Genomic DNA, 25055 nt, shown 5'->3' on the forward strand with positions numbered 1-25055 from the left:
ATTAAACCTTAATTAATTACCGAAAACTTTGATCACAAAAATACCCGGCAGGTTATTTTATTTGCTGCTTCTTATTTCAGCCCCGTTTTTGGGGTTAGGCCAGATATCAAAGCCTCAATGGGTTGATGGGATTGGCGGCCCTGGTAGCAATTCTATACCGTCTGGCGTAAAGGCCGACAAACAAAATAACATTTATGTTACCGGTCTTTTCAGCGGAACAGTGGATTTTGATCCATCTCCCGGGGGTGTGTACAACCTGACATCGGTAGGTGGTAGTTTTGATACCTATATCGCAAAATATACGTCTGCAGGAGCACTTATTTGGGCAGTGAGTGTAGGTGGGGAAGGCACGGACCAGGTAAACTCTCTTACAATTGACAATAACGGAAACCCAACCGTATGCGGTCAATATGATTCCTCTTCAATGGATGCTGACCCCGGACCGGGTGTTTCCATGTTGAATAATAATGGAGATAAAGATGCTTTCATAATCAGGCTAACAACAAATGGAAAATTTTCGTGGGCCCATTCAATAGGTAGCTTTCAAACGGATTATGGTGGTAAGGTGGTGGCCGATAGTCAAGGTAGTGTAGTAGCAGTGTCACAATATCAAGGTACAATAGATGTAGGGGGACAATCATTTAGCTCACAAGGCGCATTTAATGGCCTGGCTGTTAAATATGATGTTAACGGCAATTTTGTTTGGGCAATAAATATTGCCGATTCAGACAATAGCGAAACACACAATTGTGCTATCGATGCTAACAATAACGTAATTTTATCCGGCGTTTTTAATGGTAACGATAATTTCAACCCTTTAGGAACGGCAACTTTTTTTAACGGAAATGGTACTTCCACATTCTTAGCAAAATACACTCCGGCCGGCAAGCTGATTTGGGTAAATGGTATCCAGGGCGGAGTTGTAAACAACAATACAAACGTATGTGTCAATTCTAAAAATGACATCTATATAGATGGCCCATTTTCATCATCGCTGATTTTTAACGGAACCAAAACATTAAACCCGCAAGGGCAACAGGATATTTTTATTGCCAAATATAAAAGCGACGGAACTTTCCAGGTTGCGAATGATATAGGCGCCCCTGGTGGCAGCATTTATAATTACGGAATAGTTGCCAGTAAGGATGATGAAATATATGTTTCAGGGTACTTTAGCGGTAGCATTGATTTCGATCCGTCGGCCACCGATGCGCTTATTCAATTTCATGGTCAGCGAGATCTTTTTTTGTCGAAGTTTGATGAAAATGTAAATTATAAATGGGCATTTAGCGCCGGAAGTGCTAATTGCAATAATTCCTTAGCCCGAAATGTCGATATTGATCAAAACAATGCGGTTTTACTGGTTGGATCATTTTGCTCAACCGTTGATTTTGATGCTACAACCTGTAGCGATTACCCGCTTACCGCACAAAGCGATGTAAGGGATAGTTTCATTGCGAAATATATTCAAAGTGTTGCCGCCCCAGCCTTACAAATAACCAGTTTTTCTGTTCCTAACCAGAGTGTTCCGGCGGTAATTGACCAAACCAAACTTAAAATAACAATTACAGTACCACAGGGTACAAACGTAACGGCGCTTGTTCCTGCTATAGGTGTAAGCACTGGAATTACAATAAACCCGGCTTCGGGCATTGCACAGGATTTTACTACTCCGGTAACCTATCAGCTTAGTAACGGCAATTGTAAGTCATTAAATTATGTAGTTGAAGTTGTTTTTGCTTCAATTACACCGCCTGTAATTCCTCCATCAACTCCGACGGTGTGTGCCACATCAGGTGCCGATGGCACGACAAACATTAACGGATCAATAAATACTTATTTCCCGCCCATAAATAATGTAACATTGGCCGCCGGTAGCAAAACAATAAACCTAACCAAAGTACCCGCTGTTGATGCTTATGGAAATAATTTTGGTACTGTGCCAATTAAATCCGGCGATTTACTGTTAATTATCCAGACACAGGATGCCACTATAAATTACGAAAATAGTACAACCTATGGCAGTGGGAAGCCTACCGCCGGAGCAGATAATTTAGGCGGAACAGGTTTTACCGCCTTGGGTAACAGTGGTAAGTTTGAATATGTAATGGCAACCAGCAATGTACCGCTTACAGGCGGCACTTTAACTTTCAGCGGGTCGGGAACAGGCGGGGGGACCGTTTATACCTATACTAATGCCAGCTCAACCAGTGCAAGGGGCAAGCGCTGTTTTCAGGTGATCAGGGTACCTCAGTATGCCAATTTAAAGCTGACATCAAATATTTCGCCGCCGCCTTTTAATGGCAATGCTGGCGGTATTATAGCATTCCAGGTATCGGGTAACATGGATTTTAATGGTTTTACTGTTGACGTTTCTGAAAGAGGTTTCAGGGGCGGTTATAGCCTGGTAAAAAATGCTGCGGCCAATATTTCAGATCTGTATGTTACCTATGCAACAGATGATCGTGCATCGGGGAAAGGTGAAGGTATTGCCGGTACGCCAAGGTATATGTGGGATGGCTTTAATCAGGTTGATAATGTAGAAGAAGGCTTACCCGGCGGTTCGGCGGGTAAAGGCGCACCTGCAAATGCGGGCGGCGGGGGTAACGATACCAACGCCGGTGGTGGTGGCGGCGGTAATGGCGGTAGCGGTGGTGTAGGTGCCTGGGGATACGAGCCATTCGGCGGAAGTCAGCCAAGCGGCGGCCGGCCCGGATCACAAAGTTATGTAAATTCAACTCCTGATGATGCCACACGTTTAATTATGGGCGGCGGCGGTGGCGGCGGCCACGCTAACGATGCACTTACCGGAGTTAAGGGAGGTGTAGGCGGTGGTATTGTGATAGTTAGCGCGCGTACCATTTCCGGCAACGGAACCATCCTGGCAAATGGCGCAAATGGCGCCCCGGGCGTTTATGGTTCGCATCCTGATGGTTCTGGTGGTGGTGGTGCAGGCGGCTCGGTATTTTTGAAAGTATCCAACGCGAGTGCTACAGCTAATATTACCGTTCAGGCTAAAGGCGGGCGGGGTGGCAATACAGAAGGTGATAGTCCCGCCACAACCGGCGTTCAGCCACACGGGCCTGGTGGTGGTGGCGGAGGTGGAATTATCTTTTATAATCTACCTTCCGGAGCTTTTCATAGTGACGTGTCGGGGGGGCTTCCGGGTAAAACAGATAGCGGGAACGGCATCACCCATAATTCTGGCGGTGGTGTTACTGGTAACGTGATTTCAATTAATACAGCGGCCCTTCCCCCTTATTTGCAATCTGGTACATCGGTTTGTTTTCCGTTGCTGACTACAACCATGAGCATACTAAATCCGGCAATACCTAAAACTGTGGGGGGTACAGCAACTTATACTATTAAAATTACAAATGACCCTTCTGCCGGTAGTGCAGCTGGTGTTGAAGCCGATTGCATATTACCTTCCGGATTTACCTTTCAATCTGCCACAGCTACTTATCAGAATGCAGCAACGGGCGCAACTACTTTAATCAATACCGGAACGGATGTGCGGCCTTTGATGGGCGATTTTGTAATTCCTGCCGGCGGCTCTGTCACCATCAATTTGATAGTAAAAATTGGGTGTGTTGCCTCGGGTACCTACAATAGCAACGCACAAGCGCTCTACCTGGACCCAACCCGGGATTATACGGCACCCAACCGGCGGATTACCGCTAAAGCTAATGCCTTTACCGGATCGAACACAACATATCAAACCACAAGTTACGGCACTGTTGGAGGTGCAAACTATAACGGAAGTAAATCAACAAATGAAGATGCCGTTGTTGTAAACAACGCTATAAGTAATAATACGATCACTGCAGCAACGCCAAACGTGTTTTGTGTAACAGGTAATCCCGGAGTAATTTCTGGTAGTACGCCTGTAAGTAGCAGTCCCTTCGCCTACCAATGGCAATCATCTGTCAACAATACAACCTTTACCGATATTGCCGGTGCAACGGCAAAGGATTATGCCCCGGCTACGTTAAATGTTACTACATACTATCGGCGGGCGGTAATTTCGGCCAGTTGTGCTACGCCGGCTTTAAGCAATGTGGTTGCCATCACCATACAACCGGCCTTGTCCAACAATAAGATCACCGCTCCTGCTACCTCGGTATTTTGCGCGGCGGGTAATCCACTGGCAATTATCGGAAACGTTCCTTCTGGTGGCGATGGAACTTATATTTATACCTGGCAATCATCTGCAGATAATGTTAACTTTTTTACCATTGCCGGGGCAACCGCCAGGGATTATGATCCAGGTGTTGTAAATGTTACCACTTATTACCGCCGCATGGCCGCTTCGGCATTGTGTACAGTTCCGTTGGCAAGCAACGTAATAACAATTTCAGTTCAGCCGGTAATAACCAATAATGCCATAACTGCCCCTGTTGCGGCTAATTTTTGTGCAACGGGTAATGCGGCTGCAATTATTGGCAGCACACCGTCTGGTGGTACCGGTGTATTTACTTATCAATGGCAAAGTTCAGCCAATAACACAACCTTTACAGATATAGCTGGCGCAACGTTAAAAGACTACGATCCGCCGGCGGTGAGTGTGAATACCTATTTCAGACGGGCGGTAGTTTCCGGCGCATGTACGTTGCCTGTATTAAGCAATGCTGTAACTATAAAAGTAGAACCGGCCCTGGCGGCCAACTCCATAACCGCACCTGCTGCCAACACGTTTTGTGTTGCGACAGATCCGGGGGCAATAACGGGCAGTACGCCAACCGGCGGTAACGGTATTTATAGTTACCAATGGCAGATATCAACCGACAATGTTAATTTTAGTAATATAGCAGGAGCGGCGTCAAAAAATTATGACCCAACTCTTGTAAGTGTTACAACTTATTTTCGTCGTTCGGTTACATCAGATGTTTGTACGGTTCCGTTAATAAGTAATACTATCAGCATAAAAATTGTAGTCCCGGTTGCTATCACTAATAATGTGATCACAGCCCCCGTCATTACAACTTTTTGCACAAGCGGCAATCCTGCGGTTATAACGGGTAATACACCATCGGGTGGCATAGGCACATTTACTTATCAGTGGCAAAGCTCTGCTAATAATGTAGTTTTTACCAACATACCTGCGGCCACGTCAATTGATCTTGATCCGGGTATCATTACTGTTGATACTTATTATCGTAGGGTAGCTACATCCGGAAATTGTGTTGCCCCGGTAAATAGTAATGTCATCAGTATGAAAGTACTGCCCGCCACGGCAAATAATGCGATAACGGCTCCGCTTGCAACTGCTTTTTGCGTTACAGGCGACCCTGCAATTATAATCGGCTCTACGCCAACCGGGGGATCGGGCGCTTATGCTTACCAATGGCAAAACTCGCCCGACAATACAACGTTTGCCAATATTGAGGGAGCTACTGCAAAGGACTATGATCCTTCGGCTATAAACGGTACTACCTATTATCGCCGCATGGTAACGTCTGGCCCATGCACAACGCCATTGGTGAGTAATGCCGTGAAAATTACCATTCAGGCGGCAATAACCAATAATAATATTATAACCCCCATAGTGGCTTCATTTTGCATGAATGGCAATCCTGCTATTATAACCGGCAATGTGCCTTCAGGTGGTAATGGTACGTACAGCTATCAGTGGCAAACATCTGCAGATAATATCACCTTCGGCAATATAAGCGGAGCTACAGCTAAAGATTACGATCCGCCGGTAGTAAGTACCGATACGTATTATCGCCGTTTGGTAACATCGGGCACCTGTACTATTCCTATGCCAGGCAACGTGGTAAGCATAAAAATATTGAGCATCCCGGTAATACCTGTCCTTGTTGATGCAGCGCCTTCGGTTTGTCCTGGCAGCGGTGCAACTTTAAAAATAAGTTCGCCCCAGGCTGGCATTACCTATAACTGGTACAATTCGCCGGCAAAAACCGTTATCCTGTTTAGTGGTACGTCTTATCCAACCGGTAATTTATCCTCCGCAAAAACGTACTATATTGAAGCTTCTAACGGTACTTGCGGCAGCGCACTGGCTACTGCAACGGTTAGCATAGCATCACCGCCAACTGCTCCGGTACTGGCCGCAAATCCCGTTGCTGTTTGTAGTGGGGCAGCTGCTACATTAAGTATAGCTTCGCCTCAAAATGGTTTTAGTTACAATTGGTATAATACCGCAACCGGTGGTACATCCTTACATGCGGGAACCAGTTTTGTAACCCCGGTTATAACAACTGCCACAACATATTATGCCGAAGCGACCAACGCGGGCGGCTGTATTTCGGCAGCGCGAACGCCGGTAAATATTACGGTTAATCCTTTGCCGCAACTTAGCGTTCAGGATGCGGCTGTTTGTCCGGGCAGCAGTGCTTCGTTAACTGCTGTTATTGCTGATTTTACAGGCCAAATTGGCTGGTATGCAGACCCAACTACAACAACCGCTTTGCAGTTAGGCACATCGAAAAGTTTTAACACTCCGGTTTTAACTTCCGCAAAAAGTTACTATGTCGAAGCTATTAGTACCGGTAATTGCAAAACACCGGTGCGTGTTAAGGTTAATGTAGCTATGCTGCAGCAGCTTGATGCACCCGTTGTAGCTGTCGATTCTACCACAAATTCAACAATAACTTTTAAATGGGATGCCGTGGCCGGGGCGCAGGGCTATCAGGTTAGTATCGATGGCGGTAAAACATTTATCAACCCAAGTACAGGTAGCGCTGGTTTGAGTCATAAAGTTACCGGCCTGCAACTTAGCCAACAGGTAACTATATTGGTGCAGGCACTGGGGGCATCGGCCTGCCAGCTTAGCGGGAGTTCAACCGCGGTTACCGGTACGGCCGTAAGCCAGCTGGGCAACCAGATATATGTAGCTAATGCCTTTACACCCAATGGCGATGGCAACAATGATATTGTGTATGTGCACAGCGAAAGCATTAAAAGCCTGAGCTTTTATGTTTATGACCAGTGGGGCGAACTGTTGTTTGCTACTACCGATATTAAAAAAGGATGGGATGGCTATTACAAAGGCACAAAAGAGCCTACAGGCGTATATGTATACTTTGTAAAAGCGATAATGAATGATGGGGCGCAATTGAACAAAAAAGGAACAATTACGCTATTACGATGAAGAAATTAATAATAGCAATAACAATAATGCTGCAATTTGCAGCGACAGGGATACTTAGAGCTCAGGTAGATCCGCACTTTTCACAATATTATGCTTATCCATTATGGTTAAATCCGGCGCTTACCGGGGTTTTTGACGGAGATACACGTATATCGGGTAATTTTAAAGATCAATGGGCTACTGTAGAAAACGGATACAGAACGGCAGGTTTATCTGCCGATTTTAGATCAAATGATAAAGTATCGTTAGGGTTTAATGTGATAAACCAGGCAGCCGGAACAGCTGGCTACAATTACTTCGCAGCTTATGGCTCTTTTGGTTATGGCATAAAACTGTCTGATGATGAAAATCAACGGCTGCATTTTGGCGTGCAGGCCGGGCTGATAAACCGTAGTTTTGACCCCAGTAAATTGCAACTGGATAACCAGTATAACCCCAATAGCGGTTACGATCCTAATTTGCCCAATTTTGAAAATTTTGCCAACACACACGCTACCGTGTTTGACGCCAGCGCCGGTATATTTTATTACAACGCCGACCCGCTGAACACAGCCAATTTTTTTGGCGGGGTAAGCGTTGCCCACTTAACCAATGCAAAAGATCCGTTTGCTACCGATGGCATTAGCAGCCGGTTGCCTATGCGGTTCACGATCCATGGCGGGGTGCGCATCAAAGCATCCGATTTGTTTGATGTAACGCCGCATGCCATCTACATCAGGCAGCAGCAAAACCAAATCAAAGCGCTTGGGGTTTACTCCGAGCTAAAGTTTGAAGATAATAAAGGACTGATATTGGGCGGCATGGTGCGCTTGCAGGATGCTATTGTAGCCAATGTAGGGTATCACCTCAATAATATGGCAATTGGTTTAAGTTATGATTTTAATACATCAGGCTTAAGGGCAGCCACAGCAGGGCAGGGTGGTTTCGAGTTATCGGTAAGTTATATCTTTAGCCATGTGCCGCCAAACCCGTCGCAGGTTTGCCCACGCTTTTAAAATTACGGTATGAAGAAGTTATCCATATACCTCTTTATATTATTTGCTCCTTTGGGGCTGGCTGCCCAAAAGGGAAGTTATAAAGTGTTAGGCGATAAGGCATTTGATAACAACGATTTTTATGAGGCTGCCAACTATTATTTAAAGGCTGCAACAGGTAAATCAACGGTATCGGCCAACAACGTTCCGTTTTATTCAAGCGGAAAATACACCCGCAAGCAACAACAGGCAGATCAGCCTTACGTAACCTATCGCCTGGCCGAATGCTATCGTTTATACCAGGATTTTACCAATGCGGCTACATGGTATTTAAAAGTTATAGGTGATAGTAAATTTCCATTGGCGCGGTTACACTACGCAATATGTTTGCGGGCAAGCAGTAATTACCATGAAGCCCTTGAGCAGTTGAAACAGTTTATCGGTTCATATAAAGGTGATGCTAAATACCTGGCTGTGGCCCAACATGAAATAGATGGGTGTAAGTTTGCCATGCTGCAGCAAAAAAATCTGCAGGCGGTGATGATTTTGCCAAAGGAGGCGTTAAATGGTGGCGGTGGAGACTACGCGCTCACAATCAGTAACAATGCATACTGGTTTACCTCATCAAGATCTATCGAAAGCAACAGGTATCTGAACAAAATTTATACCACCGATCTTAAGGGCACCTCTTCGCCAAGGGCCATAGATTTTAAAAGGTTTGATAAAGGTACATTGTTTGAGTATGGCACACCATCATTAAATGCATCGGGTACAAAAATGTACCTGACCAGGTGGCATAAGGCGGGAGATAAAATAGTAACAGAGATATGTTACAGCAATTTGGAAAATGGTAAGTGGCAGCAACCACAGGAGTTAAACCTCAATGTAAATATTGAAGGATATAGTGCACGGCAACCCTTTGTTACCGCAGATGGTAAACGCCTTTTTTTTGCCTCTAACAAACCCGGCGGGCAAGGCGGAGACGATATATGGGTAAGTGATTTGAACAACGATGGGCAGGCTGCAAATGCTGTTAACTTAGGTGCTGCTATAAATTCGGCATTTGATGAACAAGCTCCTTGTTATGATGACTTACACAAAAAATTGGTGTTTAGCTCCAATGGTTTTATTGGGATGGGTGGTTTCGATTTGTTTGAAAGTGACGGTGATGCCGGTACGTGGACAAAACCCGTAAATATGGGTTATCCAACCAATTCATCGAAGGATGATCTTTATTATACCATCGATCCGAAAGAGGAAGGCCGGTTTTATTTTAGTTCCAACAGGTGGTCTGATTGCTGCCTTAGCCTGTTTACCGGGCAAGTTAAATTCAGTTACATTGCCGGCAATGTAATAGACTGCAAAACACAACAGGGTTTAGCGGGAGTAAAAGTTACATTGGTGGATTCTGTTACCAAAAAAACTATCGGCCGGCTAAGTACTGATGCAAATGGTAAATATCTATTTAAGCTGAAAAATAAAAGCCCTTACCTGTTAGAATTATCAAAAGGAGGTTACTTTACTAAATTTGTTTACCCGCAAGCCAACGCAGCGCAGCGGGCCGACACGCTGTTTAATCCCGGATTTTGCATTGTCCCCTTTAAAATTAATGTACCAATATTGATTAAAGATATTTATTATGACTATGATAAAGCTATTTTAAGGGCCGCATCGATAGCGGAGTTAAATAAACTGGTAGGCATTATGAACGATAATCCTAAAATTAAAATAGAGGTGGGTTCGCATACCGATTCGATAGGGAAAGATGATGCCAATTTAACATTATCCCAGGCGCGTGCGCAGTCATGTGTTAGCTATCTGATAACAAATGGAATCACCCCGGCAAGGATAGTAGCTAAAGGTTATGGCGAAACAATGCCGGTGGCGCCCAATTCATTGCCGAATGGTAAAGACAACCCGGCCGGGAGGCAATTGAACAGGCGTACAACTTTCACTGTAAAGGCAGTCGATTAAAGTTACATTGCTTAATATTTTTATTTATTTGCAAGGGAAAACTTAAGCTATAATTTTACCTTCGTAAATAATGCAGGAATCAATTATTGGCGGCGATTACAAAACCGCGTATGATAAATTTTACCAAAAGCACGATGAGGCCTGGCGCATGCTGGGTGCCAAATTCAAAGCGCAACATATTATAGATGTATGCAATGGCCATACATTTGCCAAAGTACTGGAAGTAGGTGCCGGCGATGGCAGTATCTTGAAAATTTTATCTGAAAATAACTTTGCTCCCGAATATCATGCTGTCGAGATTTCTGAAAGCGGGGTTAGCTATATTCAATCGCGCGAAATAAAAAATCTCAAATCTGTGCAGGTATTTGACGGCTATAAATTACCTTTTGCAACCGATAGTTTTGATCTGATCATTCTATCGCACGTGTTGGAGCATGTAGAGCATGAGCGTATGTTGCTGCGCGAGATAAAACGTGTGGCAAAACGCTGTGTTATCGAGGTCCCGCGCGACTATAAAGCAGGGGTTGATACACGGATAAAGCACTTTTTGGCTTACGGACATATCAATGTGTATACTCCAACATCTTTGCGTTACCTGTTAAGTACCGAGGGTTTTGAGATAGAGAATGACCTTACATCGATGATTGAGCCCGAAGTTACCAGGTTTAATACCTATGTTAATCAAAAAAAACCTGAAAGCTTTTTGAAAAACCTAAAGATAGCAGCCGAATATTCGGTTAAGCAAACCCTAAGCAAGTTGATGGGAAAAAAAGTACGCGAACAATTTGCCAACGCTTATACCGTTCTGTGTAAAAAGGCCGACCATCAACCCGAGTTATTCTGATTTTTTCCTGATCGATGCAAAAACTTGCCCCAATAGCCCTGTTTGTATACAACCGGCCCGATCATACTCGCCGCACCATTATCCATTTGCAAAAAAATGTGCTTGCGGATGAATCCCGTCTGTATATTTTTTGTGATGCACCCAAAACCGAAGCCGACCGGGCAAAAGTGGAGGAGGTAAGGCAGGTTGCTAAAGAAACATCCGGCTTTAAAGCGGTAAAAGTTATCCTGCGCGATCATAACCTTGGTTTGGCAGAATCGATCATCAGTGGCGTTACGCAATTGGTTTATGAGTATGGTAAAGTGATTGTTTTTGAGGATGACTTATTATCCTCGCCGTATACCCTGCAATATTTTAACGAGGCATTAACCCGTTACGCAAACAATGATAAAGTGATGCATATAGGTGCCTATATGTACAACCTGAAAGATAAAGATTTGCCCGAAACCTTTTTTTACCGCGCTGCCAGCAGCTGGGGCTGGGCAACCTGGGCACGCGCGTGGGACAGTTTTGAACCTGATATTGATAAACTGATAAGCCAGTTTGATGCGCTGAAGATCCTTAAATTCTCTATTGAAGGCAAGATGAATTTCTGGAAGCAGATTAAAGAGTTTAAGGCCGGCAAAAATAATTCATGGGCTATTCGCTGGTATGCTTCTATATTTTTAAAAGGAGGGCTTACCCTGAATCCGGCCAAATCGCTTATTAACAACATAGGGCATGATGGCACGGGCTTTCATAGCAATAAAGAGAATATGTACGATGTACATATTTCACAACAGCCGGTAAAAACCTTCCCAATTATTATTGAGGAAAATGAAAAAGCCTACCAGTCCATTAAATATTTTCTTGCCCGTCGTAAAGGGAGTTTATTGCAAAGGACAATACGATTTGTGAAGCAAAAGGTAGGTTGATTTCCTTAAATCAGGTTAATCTGAATAAACATATTTTTGGATCATGTTAAAAGTAGTTCATTTAAATACCTATGATGGCAACGGCGGCGCAGGCCGGGGTTGTATGCGCCTAAACCGGGCATTAATAAGCCAGGGGGTCAATTCAAAAATGGTAGTGCACTATAAATTTGGCAACAACCCACAAATAGGTACTTTCAATACCAACAAAATTCAAAAATCATATGCCGCTTTCACTATTATATTGGAGCGGATTTTGGCCAGGCGATTTTTGAAGCCGCTGATGAAAACACCCTTTTCATTTGCCTGGTTTGGCCGCCCGGTTATCCATCATCCGGATGTTAAAAATGCCGATGTTATTCACCTGCATTGGATCAATCATGGCTTTCTCAACCCAAAACATATTGCCGAAATTGCCAAGTTGAACAAGCCCGTTGTATGGACTTTTCATGACAGCAACGCCTTTACCGGCGGATGCCATGTACGTTATGCCTGTGATCATTTTATGCGCGAATGTGGTAACTGCCCCTTGCTGATTAAGGCGGCTGATAACGATATCTCGAACCAGAACTGGCTGCAAAAAAATAAAGCCTATCAGGAACTTGATTTTGCCATTGCGGCGCCAAGCTTATGGATGCAGAGGTCGATAGCGGCCAGTAGCCTGATGCGGGGAAAGGCCGTTTATCACATCCCCAATACACTCGAAACGGATATTTTTAAACCGGTTGATAAACAACAGGCAAAAGAAAAGACCGGGCTGCCAATTGATAAATTTATTTTTTTGAGCGGCTTTATGCCCTCTCGTAAAGATTTGCATAAAGGCACCCAATACCTGCTGGACAGTATGGAATTATTAAAGCAGCGCCTGGGCGTTGATGCCGATAAAATAGAATTGATTGTTTTTGGAAACCGCGGAACGGAAGGCCTGCCCGATTTTCCATTTAAGACCAGTTTTTTAGGCACGATAAATAACGACGAACAGCTGGCATTACACTATGCTGCCGCCGACGCGTTCCTGATCCCCTCGCTGGAAGATAACCTGCCTTATACCGTAATGGAAAGCCTGGCTTGCGGAACGCCTGTAATAGCCTTTACAACGGGTGGTATACCAGATATGGTTCGGCACCAATATAACGGATACCTGGCTACTTATCGTTCGGCAGAGAGCTTTACAGATGGCATGGAGTGGGTAATCAAATATCCGCAGCGACAACTGCTGCAAAAGCAGGCCCGGCAAACGGTAACGGATACGTTTTCTGAAGAAATTATCGCAAAAAAACATATCGAACTTTATCAAAGCTTATTAAACAGTGCAGGAGGCGCCAATGTTTAACCCCAAGCTTAGCATTATCACCATTGTATACAATAATGTGCGCGATATTGAGCGCACAATGTTGTCTGTATTGAATCAAACTTACCATAATATTGAATATATTATTATAGATGGCCTTTCTACAGATGGTACCTTGCAGGTAATCGGACAATACAAAGATCGTGTAAGCAAAATCATCAGCGAAAAAGATAAGGGTATTTATGACGCCATGAACAAGGGGCTGGCGTTGGCTACGGGCGATTATGTGATGTTTATGAACTCCGGCGATGAGTTTTACGATGCCGAAACCGTAACCGCTGTTTTTGCCGCTGCCGATGATGCCGATATTTATTACGGTGAAACCGAAATGATAGCTGATACCGGCGAAAGTTTAGGGCAGCGCCGGCATAAAGCACCGGCTAAATTTACCTGGCGTGGGTTCAAATATGGCATGAGTATCAGCCACCAGGCTATTTACATTAAGCGGGAATTAGCCGAACCTTACGATGTGCAATATCAGTTGAGCGCTGACATTGAATGGATCATCCGCGCAGCAAAAAAAGCAAAAAAGATTGTGAACGTAAACAGGTATGTTGCCAAATACATGGTAGGGGGCATGTCGAAAAAGAAACACAGGCAAAGCTTGCAGGAGCGGTTTGATATTATGAAAAGGTATTACGGTTTGATACCAACAGTTTTAAATCACTTTGTAATTGCGCTCAATTTGGGATGGTATTGGCTAAAGAATAGAAGGACGAATGATTAGCCGATTGAAGTTATAGGTAAATGAACATCAACTAAAAAGTCCATTAGTTAACCTCTTCTAAAGTTTTACCAGATAAGCTGATTTTGGCATAAGACAAGGAAGCAAGTATATCTTCTTTATGCAATTCGGGATGGTCATTCAAAATATCATCAAATGACATTCCTGAAGCTATCAGATCAATAATAACTTCGACAGGCCACCTCATGTGACGAACACACGCCTTACCATGGCATATAGCCGGATCAACAGTAATTCTTTCGAGTAAATTGCTCATAATGTAAATTTACAAAATACTTATGATTTAATCTATATAACAAAAAAGCGATGAACTGCCCGTCCATCGCTTTTCCATATAAGATTAAAAACTTTATTAAGCCTTTTTTGTAGCCGGCTTGGCAATCGTTTTCTTTTTTGTTTCGCTGTATGCTGCACCACCAAGGGCTAATACCAGCAGGATAGATCCTGCCAATGATATATTTTCGCCGGCGTAATAAGATGTAGGGTGGAAAGTAAATTCAATTTTGTGATTGCCTATCGGAATCACAGCTGCACGTAACAGGTAGTCAGCACGGAAATAAGGCTCCTCCTTACCGTCTATGAACATTTTCCATCCTTTATCATAATAGATTTCCGAGAATACGGCTACTTGTGCCGCCGTTGAGCCACTTTCATAGGTGAGGTGTTCCGGCGTATAACTTGTCAATTTTATGGTTGATGATGCATCAGTTCCCACCGATTTATTATCAATCATGCTTTGATATTGTTTATCAACAATGGCCTCATCTTTTGGCGAAAAGCTGCTGATGGCCTGCATTTCCTGATCGGCGTTATCGGCGAATTTTACGCTTTTTACAAACCACGCGTTTCCGCACGCCGTGGAGTTGGCCTGCATCCCCGCATTTCCGGTTTTAGGATCGGCGGTAATAATATATTTGGTGTTCAGCATGTCAAGCACGTCGTGGTTTACACTTTTGGTAAATTGGTTTTCAATCAATTCATCAAACCGTCTTAACCTGGCCGAATGGAAACCACCTACTGTTTTGTAGAAATACGATGAATGCGAGTCGTGAAAAGGATCGCCGGATGTCATGTCAAATACGCGGAAGTTAGGATCGGTATCTTTCATGATAAATTGGTCAACCTCGCGCGGCGTATATTGCTGCTCCAGGTCAGATTTGGCTACAAAATTGGCATCTTTAAGGTAGCGTTTATCAACAGTCCACATATCAATTATAACAATAGCAGCCAACAGCAGGGCGGCAATATTTGCTTTGATTTTTTGTTTGATAATTAACCATAACAGGCCGGCTGTTAACAAAACGAAAACTAATGAACGAATGGCATCGGCGCGCTCTAAACTCGCCCTGTCATCCACTACAGCGTTGGCAACGGAGTTTGCCATTCCGGTATCACCTTTAAAAATTTGTGTAAGGTTAGCCACAAAAGCCACGTGCTCATCTGCCCTAAAGCTCAATAGCGCCTGCGGAATGGCTATCATAAGTAATAATAAACCGCCGGTAATGTAAAAGGCGATTTTAGCGCGCTTTAAAATAAATGCTTTATCGGTATTGGTGATAACTTCGTTCACTGCAAGTAATGCCAGTATAGGGAAACAAAATGCCGCTATCACAAGGGTTGACTCAACCGCCCTGAACTTGTTGTACATGGGTACATAGTTGAAAAAGAAATCGGACAGAAAAGGCAGGTTTTTGCCAAATGACAATAACATGCTCAATAGTACCGCTCCTAAAACCCACCATTTAATACGGTTTTTAACAATCAGCAACCCTAAAATAAACAGGAAGCATATTGCAGCCCCAAAATACCATGGGCCAAATGTACTTGGCTTATTGCCGTAGTACATTGATTGTGAAACAAAGCCCTGTGCCTGGCCTGGATCAACACCTTTATCGGTTAATATTTTTACCGCTTTGGAGTCCTCATCAACAACTGTGCTGCTGCCACCCCCATAAGCGTTTGGTACTAAAAAGGTAAGGCACTCGCCAACGCTTTGGCTCCAGGTATAAGCATAATCTTTATCCAAACCATGATTAGGGCCCGCCGTGCCTTTGGTAGTTAAATTTGCTTTGCCCCTGATGGTATATTGGCTATATTCATAAGTGGTCCACAATGTACTTGCATTTACTGCGATGGCCAATACAATACCGGCCGCCAAAAAACCTATCGACTTTAAAAATGGCTTGGTTTGCTTGTCTTTTATAGCGTGATAAAGTTCGATACCCAATAATATAGCTATAGATAACAACAGGTAATAAGTCATTTGCACGTGGTTACTGCGGATTTCCATAGCAAGGAAAAACGCTGTAAGCGAAGCACCCAAAAGGTAGCGTCCACGTAGAGTTAAAATAATGCCTGCCAGTAACGGGGCAAAAAATGCTATAGCATAGGCCTGGTTACTATGGCCCGCAGTGATATAGATGAAGTTATATGACGAAAACGCAAAAGCTATTGCCCCTGCTGCCGCTAGCCAGGGCGAAAGCCGCAATACGCTGAATAACAGGTAAGCCCCCAATAAATAAAGCAATACAGTATCAACCGGGTTGGGGAACACCGTTTTTAAAGTGCTAATCACATGTGTTGTGAGGTTTAATGGGAATGCGGCCCAGATTTGATAAGCAGGCATCCCACCAAACATTTGATTGGTCCATAACGGTGCTTTACCGGTTGCCGCCCTAACATCGTTAATCTCTTTTTGCATGGACTGCGCCTGAGATACATCACTTTGAAATAAAACCTTGCCCTGTGTTAATGGAGTGATGAAATAAGCAAAGGAAATTGCTATAAAAATTGCCGCAATAATGAGGTGAATACTATTGCGCTTGAACCAGTTATTCATTTATATTTTTTGAAATGGATATTAATTCCTCAAAAATAGAAATTTGAACGGGAATAGGAATTATTAGTTGTAAAGGAATTGCTTAACAGTTTTAGGGGCGGGCGCGCATTACAAAAAAGAAAATAACCATGATAACAAGGCTTGAAATGTAGGCTATCACCTGCGCTTTGTTATAGTCTTCCCGGTATTTACGGATATTAAAGAAATTATAAACCGCCAGTGCGCCAACCACCACCCAAAAAAAAGTACCAATCTTGTTAGCAGATACAAACAACTGCGTTGCCACAGCAAAAACAATAAAGTTTGCAATGATCAGGGTAATGGATTCTGGTGTATTGTTGTGGTTTGGGCGTCGTTTATATACTTCGTCTGGCAACATAAAAGGTTATTTTACTTCTTCATAATCAACAAACTCGCCTTCGGTATCCGGTAACTTACCTTTTTTGCCTTCGGGAATATAGTCAACCTTTACAGCGCCTTCCGGCTTTCTTTGCTGATAATTTTGCTGCTGTTGGGCCTGTTGCTGTGCTTTATTGATAACGCTTTGAAACAAAGCAGGTATCAGGTACCGCATTAAACTGCGGATAATGTATAAAATACAAATTGATATGATCAGGAAACGAATAAGTAACATCTGATTAATTTTAAGCTTACAAATATAAGTATATAACGGGTAAATTGTTTTTTTGATGTATGGATAGATGTGCAAATGTGCAGATTTCAGATGTGTAGATGATTTTTAGGTATGCAGATGAACAAATCTTGCAATCATTTTACAATCACGACATTATTACCGGTGTTTAAATTCCTCATCTGCATATCTGCACATCAATGCCGTTTACTTAAGGAAAAGGTAAAAAAAGATTAGGATAATGAGGCTATTTTTCGTAAATTGATATCATAAAAGGATTTCCGGGAGCTATTTCTCAAGGAAGTAAAATCAACAATCGAAAATGAGTCATTTATTAACAGAAGCCGCTCAGAGAGCGGTAAAAAAGGGTTTTGTCGCAAGCGAAAGATTCATTTTGTCCATCTGATTATTTTGCTTACACAAGGTTTAAGTCGGTCTCTTCAGCGTGAGTTGAACAGTTTTTACCAAAAGCTTTATAAAAAAGATTTTCTGGACCAGCATGTTACCAAAGGTGCATTCAGCCGTGCCYGGGCTAAACTTAAGCYGGAAGCATTTGCAGAATTAAATCAGATCGGGCAGGAAAACTTTTATAGAAATGCTCCATGGCGCAAGTGGCGTAACTTCCGTTTGCTGGCCTGTGATGGCAGCACTGCTATGTTACCTAACCATAGCARTGTGGTACAGGAATTTGGCGTAACCGTCTTTGGCCGGGAAGGGGAGCCGGAACGGCCCCACTCGATAGCCAGAATTTCATTATTATATGACGTACTGAATTTTGTGACGCTGGATGGCAGGATCGCCTCTTATGATACCAGCGAAAAAGCGCTGTTACGAGAACACCTTAACTGCCTGAAAGCTAAYCAGGATCTGTTGATACTTGACCGTGGCTATCCTACCTATAAGCTAATGTTTGAGCTACAGGCGCTTGGTATTCACTATTGTATCCGTTTACAGGATAAATGGTGGCTTGAAGTACGTAAAATGCTCCAAGATGGCGAGCTCGAAAAGGCTGTAGTATTTCAGCTTTCCAAAAAAGAAAAGGAATTACGCGAGCTATATCCTGATGCATCGACGGACATCCGGTGCAGGTTGATTGTTGTTAAGCTTCCTGATGGAAGTCAGCAAATATTATGCACATCCTTATTAGATAAGGAGCAATACCCTGCTGAGTGTTTTGCTGAACTTTATCATTTCAGATGGAATATCGAAGAGGGCTACAAGCTTTACAAAGTCAGAATGGGCCTTGAAGCATTTTCGGGAAAGACGGCGTTATCAATAAAACAGGACTTTTATGCAGGTATTTTTATGATGACAACTGCTGCTGTTATGGCTTTCCCAATAGCCGAAAAGGTTAAACAAATATCACCTAACTCTAAACGAAAGCATCCTCATCAGATCAATCGTGTAAATGCAGTAGCGTTAGTGCGTGATATGGCTATTAACTTTCTCAAAGGAAAGTTGATACGAAAAGCCCTGACCGCTTTTGATAATGTCCTATCCCGAACTACAGAAATTGTCAGACCAGGAAGAAAGGTGCCAAGAAAAAAAGGACGGAAAAAACCACCATCCATGAATTATAAACAACTTTAATCCTTAAGTAAACGGCATTGATCTGCACATCTGAAATCTGCACATCTAAAATCTACTCCCCCCCTTCCATCAGGCTATAAACTTGCTGCATGTAAGCGGCTTCGTTCATAGCGGCATGGAAATCTTCCCATTCATCACTGCTGAAGGTGAACTGTACATCATTTACCGGGGTACGCATTACCATACGCTCCTGCCCGTCGGGAAAGGGGAAGGTATAATTTTCAAAATTAAGCTCAAGCGTAAAATCCCGGAATTGTATAAACTGCTCGGGCGTAAAGCTCAGGATAAGGTTATTATTCCAGATGAAGATACAACGGCACTCCTGGCACCGGCTTATAACCGATGCCCCAACCTGGCTCAATACTTTTGCGTCGCACATAGGTAGATGATTTAATTTGTGCCTGCCCTGTAAAAAAGCTATTACGGCGTTTATTACTACAGAGCAGGACTTTATATTTTAAACTGTTTTTTCAACGTAAATGTCAATTACCTTGCGGGCAGCGGCTTTACTTTTTTCCGGTGTCCATTTTTCTTTAACAGATTGATCTGCCAATTCAAACAACCATTCAAACAACAGCCTGCCATCAACTTTTCCCTTTAATTTAAGGGTTTCCGGTTGGGAATAAACATCATCCCACACCTGGCGAACGGCTGTCCAATAGGGTTGCTGGCTTGCCCACCATTTTTGGGCAAAGGCAAATTTATTTTCGTCTGCTTTAGTGAATTCCTCGTAGCCTTTTTCGCGGGCCAGCAACTTGTCGCCGTTTTCGCTGCGGATTATCTTTTGATTGTCCTGCTCAAACATCCAGCCTTTATCTGTTAAATAAATGCGGTTACCCCGGCGTAATACATTATAATCGCTGCGTTTGGTAAATTCACGACGCGGCAAAGGCGAATCACATGTTGATTGCCATTCGTGGCGGCCATCAACATGTACCCAGGTACCTATGCTTTCATATCGCGGACTATCATCAACCTGGTAAACCTTTTGCACCCAACGCCCTTTTGCATCGGCCGGGTTTAGCTTTGTTTTTTTCCAGGTGCTGTTTTCATCAAAATTGAGCAGGTTAGTTTCTTCGTAAACCCAGTCTTCGCGCCAGTGCTTAATAACCGACGAATCGCCGGTAACCAGGATATGTTGGATCACTATCTTTTTTGGCGATACCTGCTCCACTACAGCCCATTCGTACCCGGCTGCATGATACGGAGCATGGTTTTTATATGCCGTATCGGGCGAAAAGGTCTCGGCATAATCAAAGCTTACTTTGTAAAAGCCGCCCAGGGCCAATACAGCCTTCCTATCCTGCTCCGGTTTCGATTGGGCTTTGATCAACGTGGTTTGAAATGCAACGAGGAGTATCGACAGGCAAAAAATCTTCTTCATTATGCAATATTCTTTTAAAGATGAACTATGATCTGCATTGAACAAAAGCAAAGTAAATCCTTATTTAGAATAAATCCAAATAAAAATAAGAATTAAAAGAAGAGGCAGGAGTTAAGAGACAAAAATTAAGAAACTGCGGTGTAGTGTCAACAGTCAGGAAAATCATGTTTAAAGTTTATTACCTATGTAATAACTTTTAATGCTGAAATGGGTAGCCCCATACGGGGCATAAAAGAATTTTAGATAGATATTGCTACAAACGGGTAGCCTCTACGAGGCACCGGACTTTTGTATCGTCCTAAAAAAAGTTTACAGTTTTTTAGATAATCCTGTTATGTATTTACAGGCTGTTGGGTTAATACTGTCTTGCCTCGTAGAGGCTACCTGTTTGTAGAACAATGCTCAAATGTATCTTTTGCCCCGTAGGGGCTACCCCTTCTATGTCAAGTTTTTAAAGCGATTTTCCATGTCAGCTAAGAAATGATGGAGGGCATTTAGCCCAAAGTTTATGTCAAAAATAACAAATCACACTTATAGCTTACAACTAAGTACTTACAACTTACCCGTAGTATTATCCTTATTCAGGCTATCGGCATACTGTTTCATTTTGGGATATTGCGCCGAATCATACCACGCGCGCTTTGGCCTGTCGGCAGGGAAGCCGTGTTGGGCGCGGTAGGCTTTGCGTTCGGCAGTGAAATGCCACCAACGTTTACTGTCATCGCGGTGCAAAATATAATGAGTCAGCAAACGGTACGAATCCTCAACACATGGGTCGGCCCAGGCGCCGCAATGCTTTTCAAACGCGTCGTACAGCTCAACAGGATCCTTACCTTCAAGCTGCTTTAATGAATAATACCCTTGTTCAATAAGTTCGGTTGCAAAGTTGATGCCTAACGATGGGATGCTTTGAAATTCCATCAGCGCGGCAATTTCATTGGCCCGTTGGGGCGATGCCTTCAGGATAGCTGCTATTTCATCAGGAGCGTAGCCGGCCAGCGTGTTCATTTTTATTTTTTGGCTTTTTAGCACCACCTTTTCTTCAGCGTTTAATTTGAGGTCGATATTCTTTTTCATTGCACCTGTTAAAGCATTAAAATTAATTGAAGAGAATTAATTAAGCCCACTCCTAAAATACCCTATATTTATTAATTAAAATAAATCAAATCAATTTCGCCATTTGTTTCGTATAATGCATTAACTATTTACTGATCTTGAGATTAAAAAAATATATTATTACAGGCAATAGTGTTGCACGGGGATTGATATCAGCGGCTGTTTTTATATTCATAAGCCTTCGGGCATTTGCCAATTCGCATCCCGAAGTTGACAGTATTAAAAACCTATTATTGCCCGCGTCTGCATATCAAAAAAATCCCGATACGGCTACCATTAATAAGCTGAATAAAATAGCATCAAACTATTTTAAATCAAACCCCGATAGCGCTTATTATTACGGTCAAAAAGGCATTGAACTATCGCGTAAAATCAAATACCCCGAAGGGATAGCCAACGGTTTGCTGGAAACCGGGCACGTAAATTATTTTAAAGGCAATTCCACACGGGCTAAACAGAATTTCGACGAAGCGATAGCCATATTCAAAAACCTGCACAACGACAAGGGCCTTAGTAAAGCATACATTTCGTACGGGCGGATGTATAACCAATTGGCCGAATACAAACTCGCCATAGACTATTTAGATAAAGCACGCCTGATTTGCCTGCGCAACCAGGATGAGCCCACCTTAACAGATTGTTATAAAAATATAGGTATAACTTACTTTAGTAGAGGCCAGCTTTCAAATGCGCTTGATTTTTACTATAAAGGACTTTTTATCGCTTTAAAAAATAAATATGTAACAACCTCGGCCGAGATTTATAACAATATTGGCGTAGTGTTGCAAAATATGGAGGTGTTTCCCAACGCGCTGGAATATTTTAAAAAGGCCATCCAGGTATTTGAAGCTACCAATAATAAGCAGGCCATTGGCACCATCAATGAAAATATTGGCGAAGTACTGCTTGCCCAGCATAAGTACGACGAGGCTATAGTGTATTTATTAAAATCGTTAAAAACAGCCAAACAGCAGGATGATAAAGACGGGTTAAGTTCGGTTTATACAGATCTGGGCATGTGTTATGTGCATAAAAACCAAATACCACTTGCCAAATCATATCTTGACACATCATTACGGATAGCCACTAAATACCAGATTGTTTATAACCAGGCTTACGCTTCAAATGGCTTTGCAACGTTTTATAATTTGTTAAAGGATTATAAAAATGCCTATAAATACGCTATTGAAGGCCAGGCGCAAGCCATTAAACTGGGGAATATTTCGGTACGCTCAAACTCTGCTTTACAACTTAATAAAGCGATGGCCGGCCTTGGCAAATTTGAGGACGCCAACCGGATGCTAAATGAATACATCGCGCTTAAAAATCAGGTTAACGATAATGAAAGTATTCAAAAGCTAACATCATATAATTACGAATTGGGCTTTGCCGAAAAAAAGCGGCAGCTTGCCCAGCAACAGCGCGAACGCGACCTGATATATCAACAGAAAATAAAAAGCCAGCGGCTGGTTAATGCTATATTTTCTATCATCATTGTGGGCATGGTTGTTACCCTGGGTATTTATTACCGGCAAAAACAAAAACAGCAAAAGATTAACGCATTGCTTGAGGACCGTAACAGCGAGATATTGAAACAAAAAACCAATATTGACGACCAGGCCGAAAAACTAAACGATTTAAATGTATTAAAAGACCGGCTGATATCTATTTTAGCGCATGACCTGCGCGCGCCGCTAAGCACACTACGCGGCCTTTTCAGCTTATTACAGGATGATAGCATCAGCCACGAGGAATTACTGGAAATGATACCCAGCGTATTAAAAAAGCTGGAATATACTTCTGATTTCCTGGACACCCTGCTGTTCTGGATAAACAGCCAGATGGAAAACTTTGAAGCATCGGTAAAAAACTTTTCGATAAAAGGGCTGGTGAGTTTAGAGATTGAGACCTATCATGAGCAAGCCGAATTAAAAGGCATCACCCTGCTGGATAGTATCCCCGGCAATCTATCTGCCTGGGCCGATCCAAACTCTATCCGCATTGTTATTCGTAACCTGATCACCAATGCGCTGAAATTTTGCCGCGAAGGTGACACCATCGAGATTTCGGCCACGATGGAAGACAACGAAAGAATTATTGTAAAGGTAAAGGATACCGGTGTAGGCATGTCTGCCGATCAGCGCGATAAACTATTTAAAGGCAAGGTAAATAGCAAGATGGGCACCAAAAATGAATCGGGCACCGGCATGGGCATGCTGTTTTGCAAGGACCTGGTTGAAAAATGCCACGGTAAAATATGGGTAACCAGCGAACCGGGAGTAGGTACCGAATTTATGTTTACGCTGCCGGCGGTAGCAGTTGCCACGCCAACAGAGGTATAAACAAACAATAAAAAAAGCCTTTCAAGTTTAAAACTCAAAAGGCTTTCAAAATCATCTGCACATCTAAAATCTGCACATCTGCATATCTGTGGGCTTATTTCATCAGGTTGATAAAATCATCAAACAAATACCTTGAATCATGCGGGCCAGGTGATGATTCCGGGTGATACTGTACCGAGAATGCTTTTTTATCTTTTACACGAATACCTTCTATCGATTGATCGTTAAGGTTCACGTGGGTAATTTCTACTTTATCAGATGCGCGTACTGCTTCTGGTATTACACCAAAACCGTGATTTTGCGATGTTACTTCGCAATGGTTAATGATGATGTTTTTTACCGGATGGTTTAAGCCACGGTGACCGTTAAACATTTTTTTGGTTGGGATATCATTGGCCAGGGCCAGCAACTGGTGGCCTAAGCAAATACCAAACATTGGTTTATCTGCAGCTAAAATTTCCTTTACAGTATCAATAGCATAGGGCATAGCCGATGGATCGCCGGGGCCGTTTGATATAAAATAGCCGTTTGGTGCAAAATCCTTTTCCATTTCGGCATAGGTAGTTTTTGCAGGGAAAACTTTGGCGTAAACATCACGGTCGTCAAAGTTGCGCAGGATGTTTTTCTTTACACCCAAATCAAGTACCGCTACCCGGTAGGCGGCGTCTTCGCTACCAAAAGTGTAAGTTTCGGTGGTTGATACCTGCGACGATAGCTCTAATCCGTCCATTGAAGGCACTTCGGCCAGTTTGGCTTTCAGCTCTTCAATGTCTAATATCTCCGAAGAAATAATAGCGTTCATTGCACCTTTATCGCGAATATGGCGTACTATCTGGCGGGTATCAACATCGCTGATGCCTACTATATTTTGCTGCTGGAAATAGTCCTGGATAGACTCATTGGCCTGTTTGCGGCTGTAAGCAATGTTGTAATTTTTGCAAACCAAACCGGCAATCTGGATATTACCCGATTCAACTTCGATATCGGCTATGCCGTAATTACCAATGTGCGCATTGGTAGCAACCATTATTTGCCCAAAGTATGATGGGTCGGTAAAAATTTCCTGGTAGCCGGTCATCCCTGTATTAAAACAGATCTCGCCGGTAGTGGTACCTATCTTTCCGGCGGCTTTACCGTAAAATGCGGTGCCATCGGCCAATAAAAGTACTGCCGGTAATTTGGTGAAGTGCGTCATTTAGTAAAAAAATTGAATGGATTATTAAATCGGATCGCCTGG

General features: G+C 43.0%; 17 protein-coding genes. 9 read left to right on the forward strand and 8 right to left on the reverse strand.

Annotated features, from left to right (window positions below):
• Positions 1-28: 28 nt before the first annotated feature.
• The 7 genes from AC1DXF_RS11420 to AC1DXF_RS11450 all read left to right on the forward strand — a co-directional run bounded on the left by AC1DXF_RS11420 (position 29) and on the right by AC1DXF_RS11450 (position 13898).
• Positions 29-7117, forward strand: coding sequence for an Ig-like domain-containing protein (locus AC1DXF_RS11420; protein ID WP_477448631.1), 7089 nt, complete (start codon positions 29-31; stop codon positions 7115-7117).
• Positions 7114-8112: a PorP/SprF family type IX secretion system membrane protein gene (locus tag AC1DXF_RS11425; RefSeq protein WP_477448633.1), complete on the forward strand. Its 999-nt coding sequence runs from the start codon at positions 7114-7116 to the stop codon at positions 8110-8112. The genes AC1DXF_RS11420 and AC1DXF_RS11425 overlap by 4 nt, the downstream gene beginning before the upstream one ends.
• A gap of 9 nt (positions 8113-8121) precedes the next feature.
• Positions 8122-10065, forward strand: a complete 1944-nt coding sequence (locus AC1DXF_RS11430) for an OmpA family protein (protein ID WP_477448635.1) — start codon at positions 8122-8124, stop codon at positions 10063-10065.
• 70 nt (positions 10066-10135) lie between these two features.
• Entirely contained in the window at positions 10136-10909 is a 774-nt protein-coding gene (locus tag AC1DXF_RS11435) for a class I SAM-dependent methyltransferase (RefSeq protein WP_477448637.1), read from the forward strand.
• 14 nt (positions 10910-10923) lie between these two features.
• Complete coding sequence (locus AC1DXF_RS11440) at positions 10924-11823, forward strand: glycosyltransferase family protein (RefSeq protein ID WP_477448639.1); 900 nt, start codon at positions 10924-10926, stop codon at positions 11821-11823.
• A 43-nt stretch (positions 11824-11866) separates the two neighbouring features.
• Positions 11867-13153, forward strand: a complete 1287-nt coding sequence (locus tag AC1DXF_RS11445; RefSeq protein WP_477448641.1) for a glycosyltransferase — start codon at positions 11867-11869, stop codon at positions 13151-13153.
• Positions 13146-13898 (forward strand): glycosyltransferase family 2 protein, encoded by a 753-nt coding sequence (locus tag AC1DXF_RS11450; RefSeq protein ID WP_477448643.1) that lies wholly within the window; start codon positions 13146-13148, stop codon positions 13896-13898. Before AC1DXF_RS11445 ends, AC1DXF_RS11450 begins: the two co-directional genes overlap by 8 nt.
• Before the next feature lie 43 nt (positions 13899-13941).
• Here AC1DXF_RS11450 and AC1DXF_RS11455 read toward each other — a convergent pair whose 3' ends face one another.
• From AC1DXF_RS11455 to AC1DXF_RS11470, 4 genes are all read right to left on the reverse strand, one after another.
• Complete coding sequence (locus tag AC1DXF_RS11455; RefSeq protein WP_477448645.1) at positions 13942-14172, reverse strand: DUF433 domain-containing protein; 231 nt, start codon at positions 14170-14172, stop codon at positions 13942-13944.
• A gap of 96 nt (positions 14173-14268) precedes the next feature.
• Positions 14269-16755: a YfhO family protein gene (locus AC1DXF_RS11460; protein WP_477448647.1), complete on the reverse strand. Its 2487-nt coding sequence runs from the start codon at positions 16753-16755 to the stop codon at positions 14269-14271.
• Positions 16756-16846: 91 nt separating this feature from the next.
• Complete coding sequence (locus AC1DXF_RS11465) at positions 16847-17134, reverse strand: hypothetical protein (RefSeq protein ID WP_477448649.1); 288 nt, start codon at positions 17132-17134, stop codon at positions 16847-16849.
• 6 nt (positions 17135-17140) lie between these two features.
• A complete protein-coding gene (locus AC1DXF_RS11470) occupies positions 17141-17389 on the reverse strand; it encodes a DUF4834 family protein (RefSeq protein WP_477448651.1) in 249 nt (82 codons plus the stop codon).
• A 330-nt stretch (positions 17390-17719) separates the two neighbouring features.
• Between AC1DXF_RS11470 and AC1DXF_RS11475 the strand changes: the two genes are divergently transcribed.
• Positions 17720-18976, forward strand: a complete 1257-nt coding sequence (locus AC1DXF_RS11475) for an IS4 family transposase (protein WP_477448806.1) — start codon at positions 17720-17722, stop codon at positions 18974-18976.
• Between the two features lie 52 nt (positions 18977-19028).
• Here the strand turns inward: AC1DXF_RS11475 and AC1DXF_RS11480 are convergent, their stop codons facing one another.
• The 3 genes from AC1DXF_RS11480 to AC1DXF_RS11490 all read right to left on the reverse strand — a co-directional run bounded on the left by AC1DXF_RS11480 (position 19029) and on the right by AC1DXF_RS11490 (position 21437).
• A complete protein-coding gene (locus AC1DXF_RS11480; protein WP_477448652.1) occupies positions 19029-19355 on the reverse strand; it encodes a DUF6686 family protein in 327 nt (108 codons plus the stop codon).
• Positions 19356-19433: 78 nt separating this feature from the next.
• A complete protein-coding gene (locus tag AC1DXF_RS11485; RefSeq protein WP_477448654.1) occupies positions 19434-20360 on the reverse strand; it encodes a DUF6607 family protein in 927 nt (308 codons plus the stop codon).
• A 552-nt stretch (positions 20361-20912) separates the two neighbouring features.
• Positions 20913-21437: a helix-hairpin-helix domain-containing protein gene (locus tag AC1DXF_RS11490; protein WP_477448656.1), complete on the reverse strand. Its 525-nt coding sequence runs from the start codon at positions 21435-21437 to the stop codon at positions 20913-20915.
• A 137-nt stretch (positions 21438-21574) separates the two neighbouring features.
• Here AC1DXF_RS11490 and AC1DXF_RS11495 point away from each other — a divergent pair, with 137 nt between their 5' ends.
• Positions 21575-23818, forward strand: a complete 2244-nt coding sequence (locus tag AC1DXF_RS11495) for a tetratricopeptide repeat protein (RefSeq protein WP_477448657.1) — start codon at positions 21575-21577, stop codon at positions 23816-23818.
• 94 nt (positions 23819-23912) lie between these two features.
• Here the strand turns inward: AC1DXF_RS11495 and carA are convergent, their stop codons facing one another.
• The gene (carA, locus tag AC1DXF_RS11500; RefSeq protein ID WP_477448659.1) at positions 23913-25013 is read right to left on the reverse strand and encodes a glutamine-hydrolyzing carbamoyl-phosphate synthase small subunit; all 1101 of its coding nucleotides are present in this window, start codon (positions 25011-25013) and stop codon (positions 23913-23915) included.
• Positions 25014-25055 lie beyond the last annotated feature (42 nt).

The organism is Mucilaginibacter sp. P2_A5 (genome assembly GCF_056404995.1).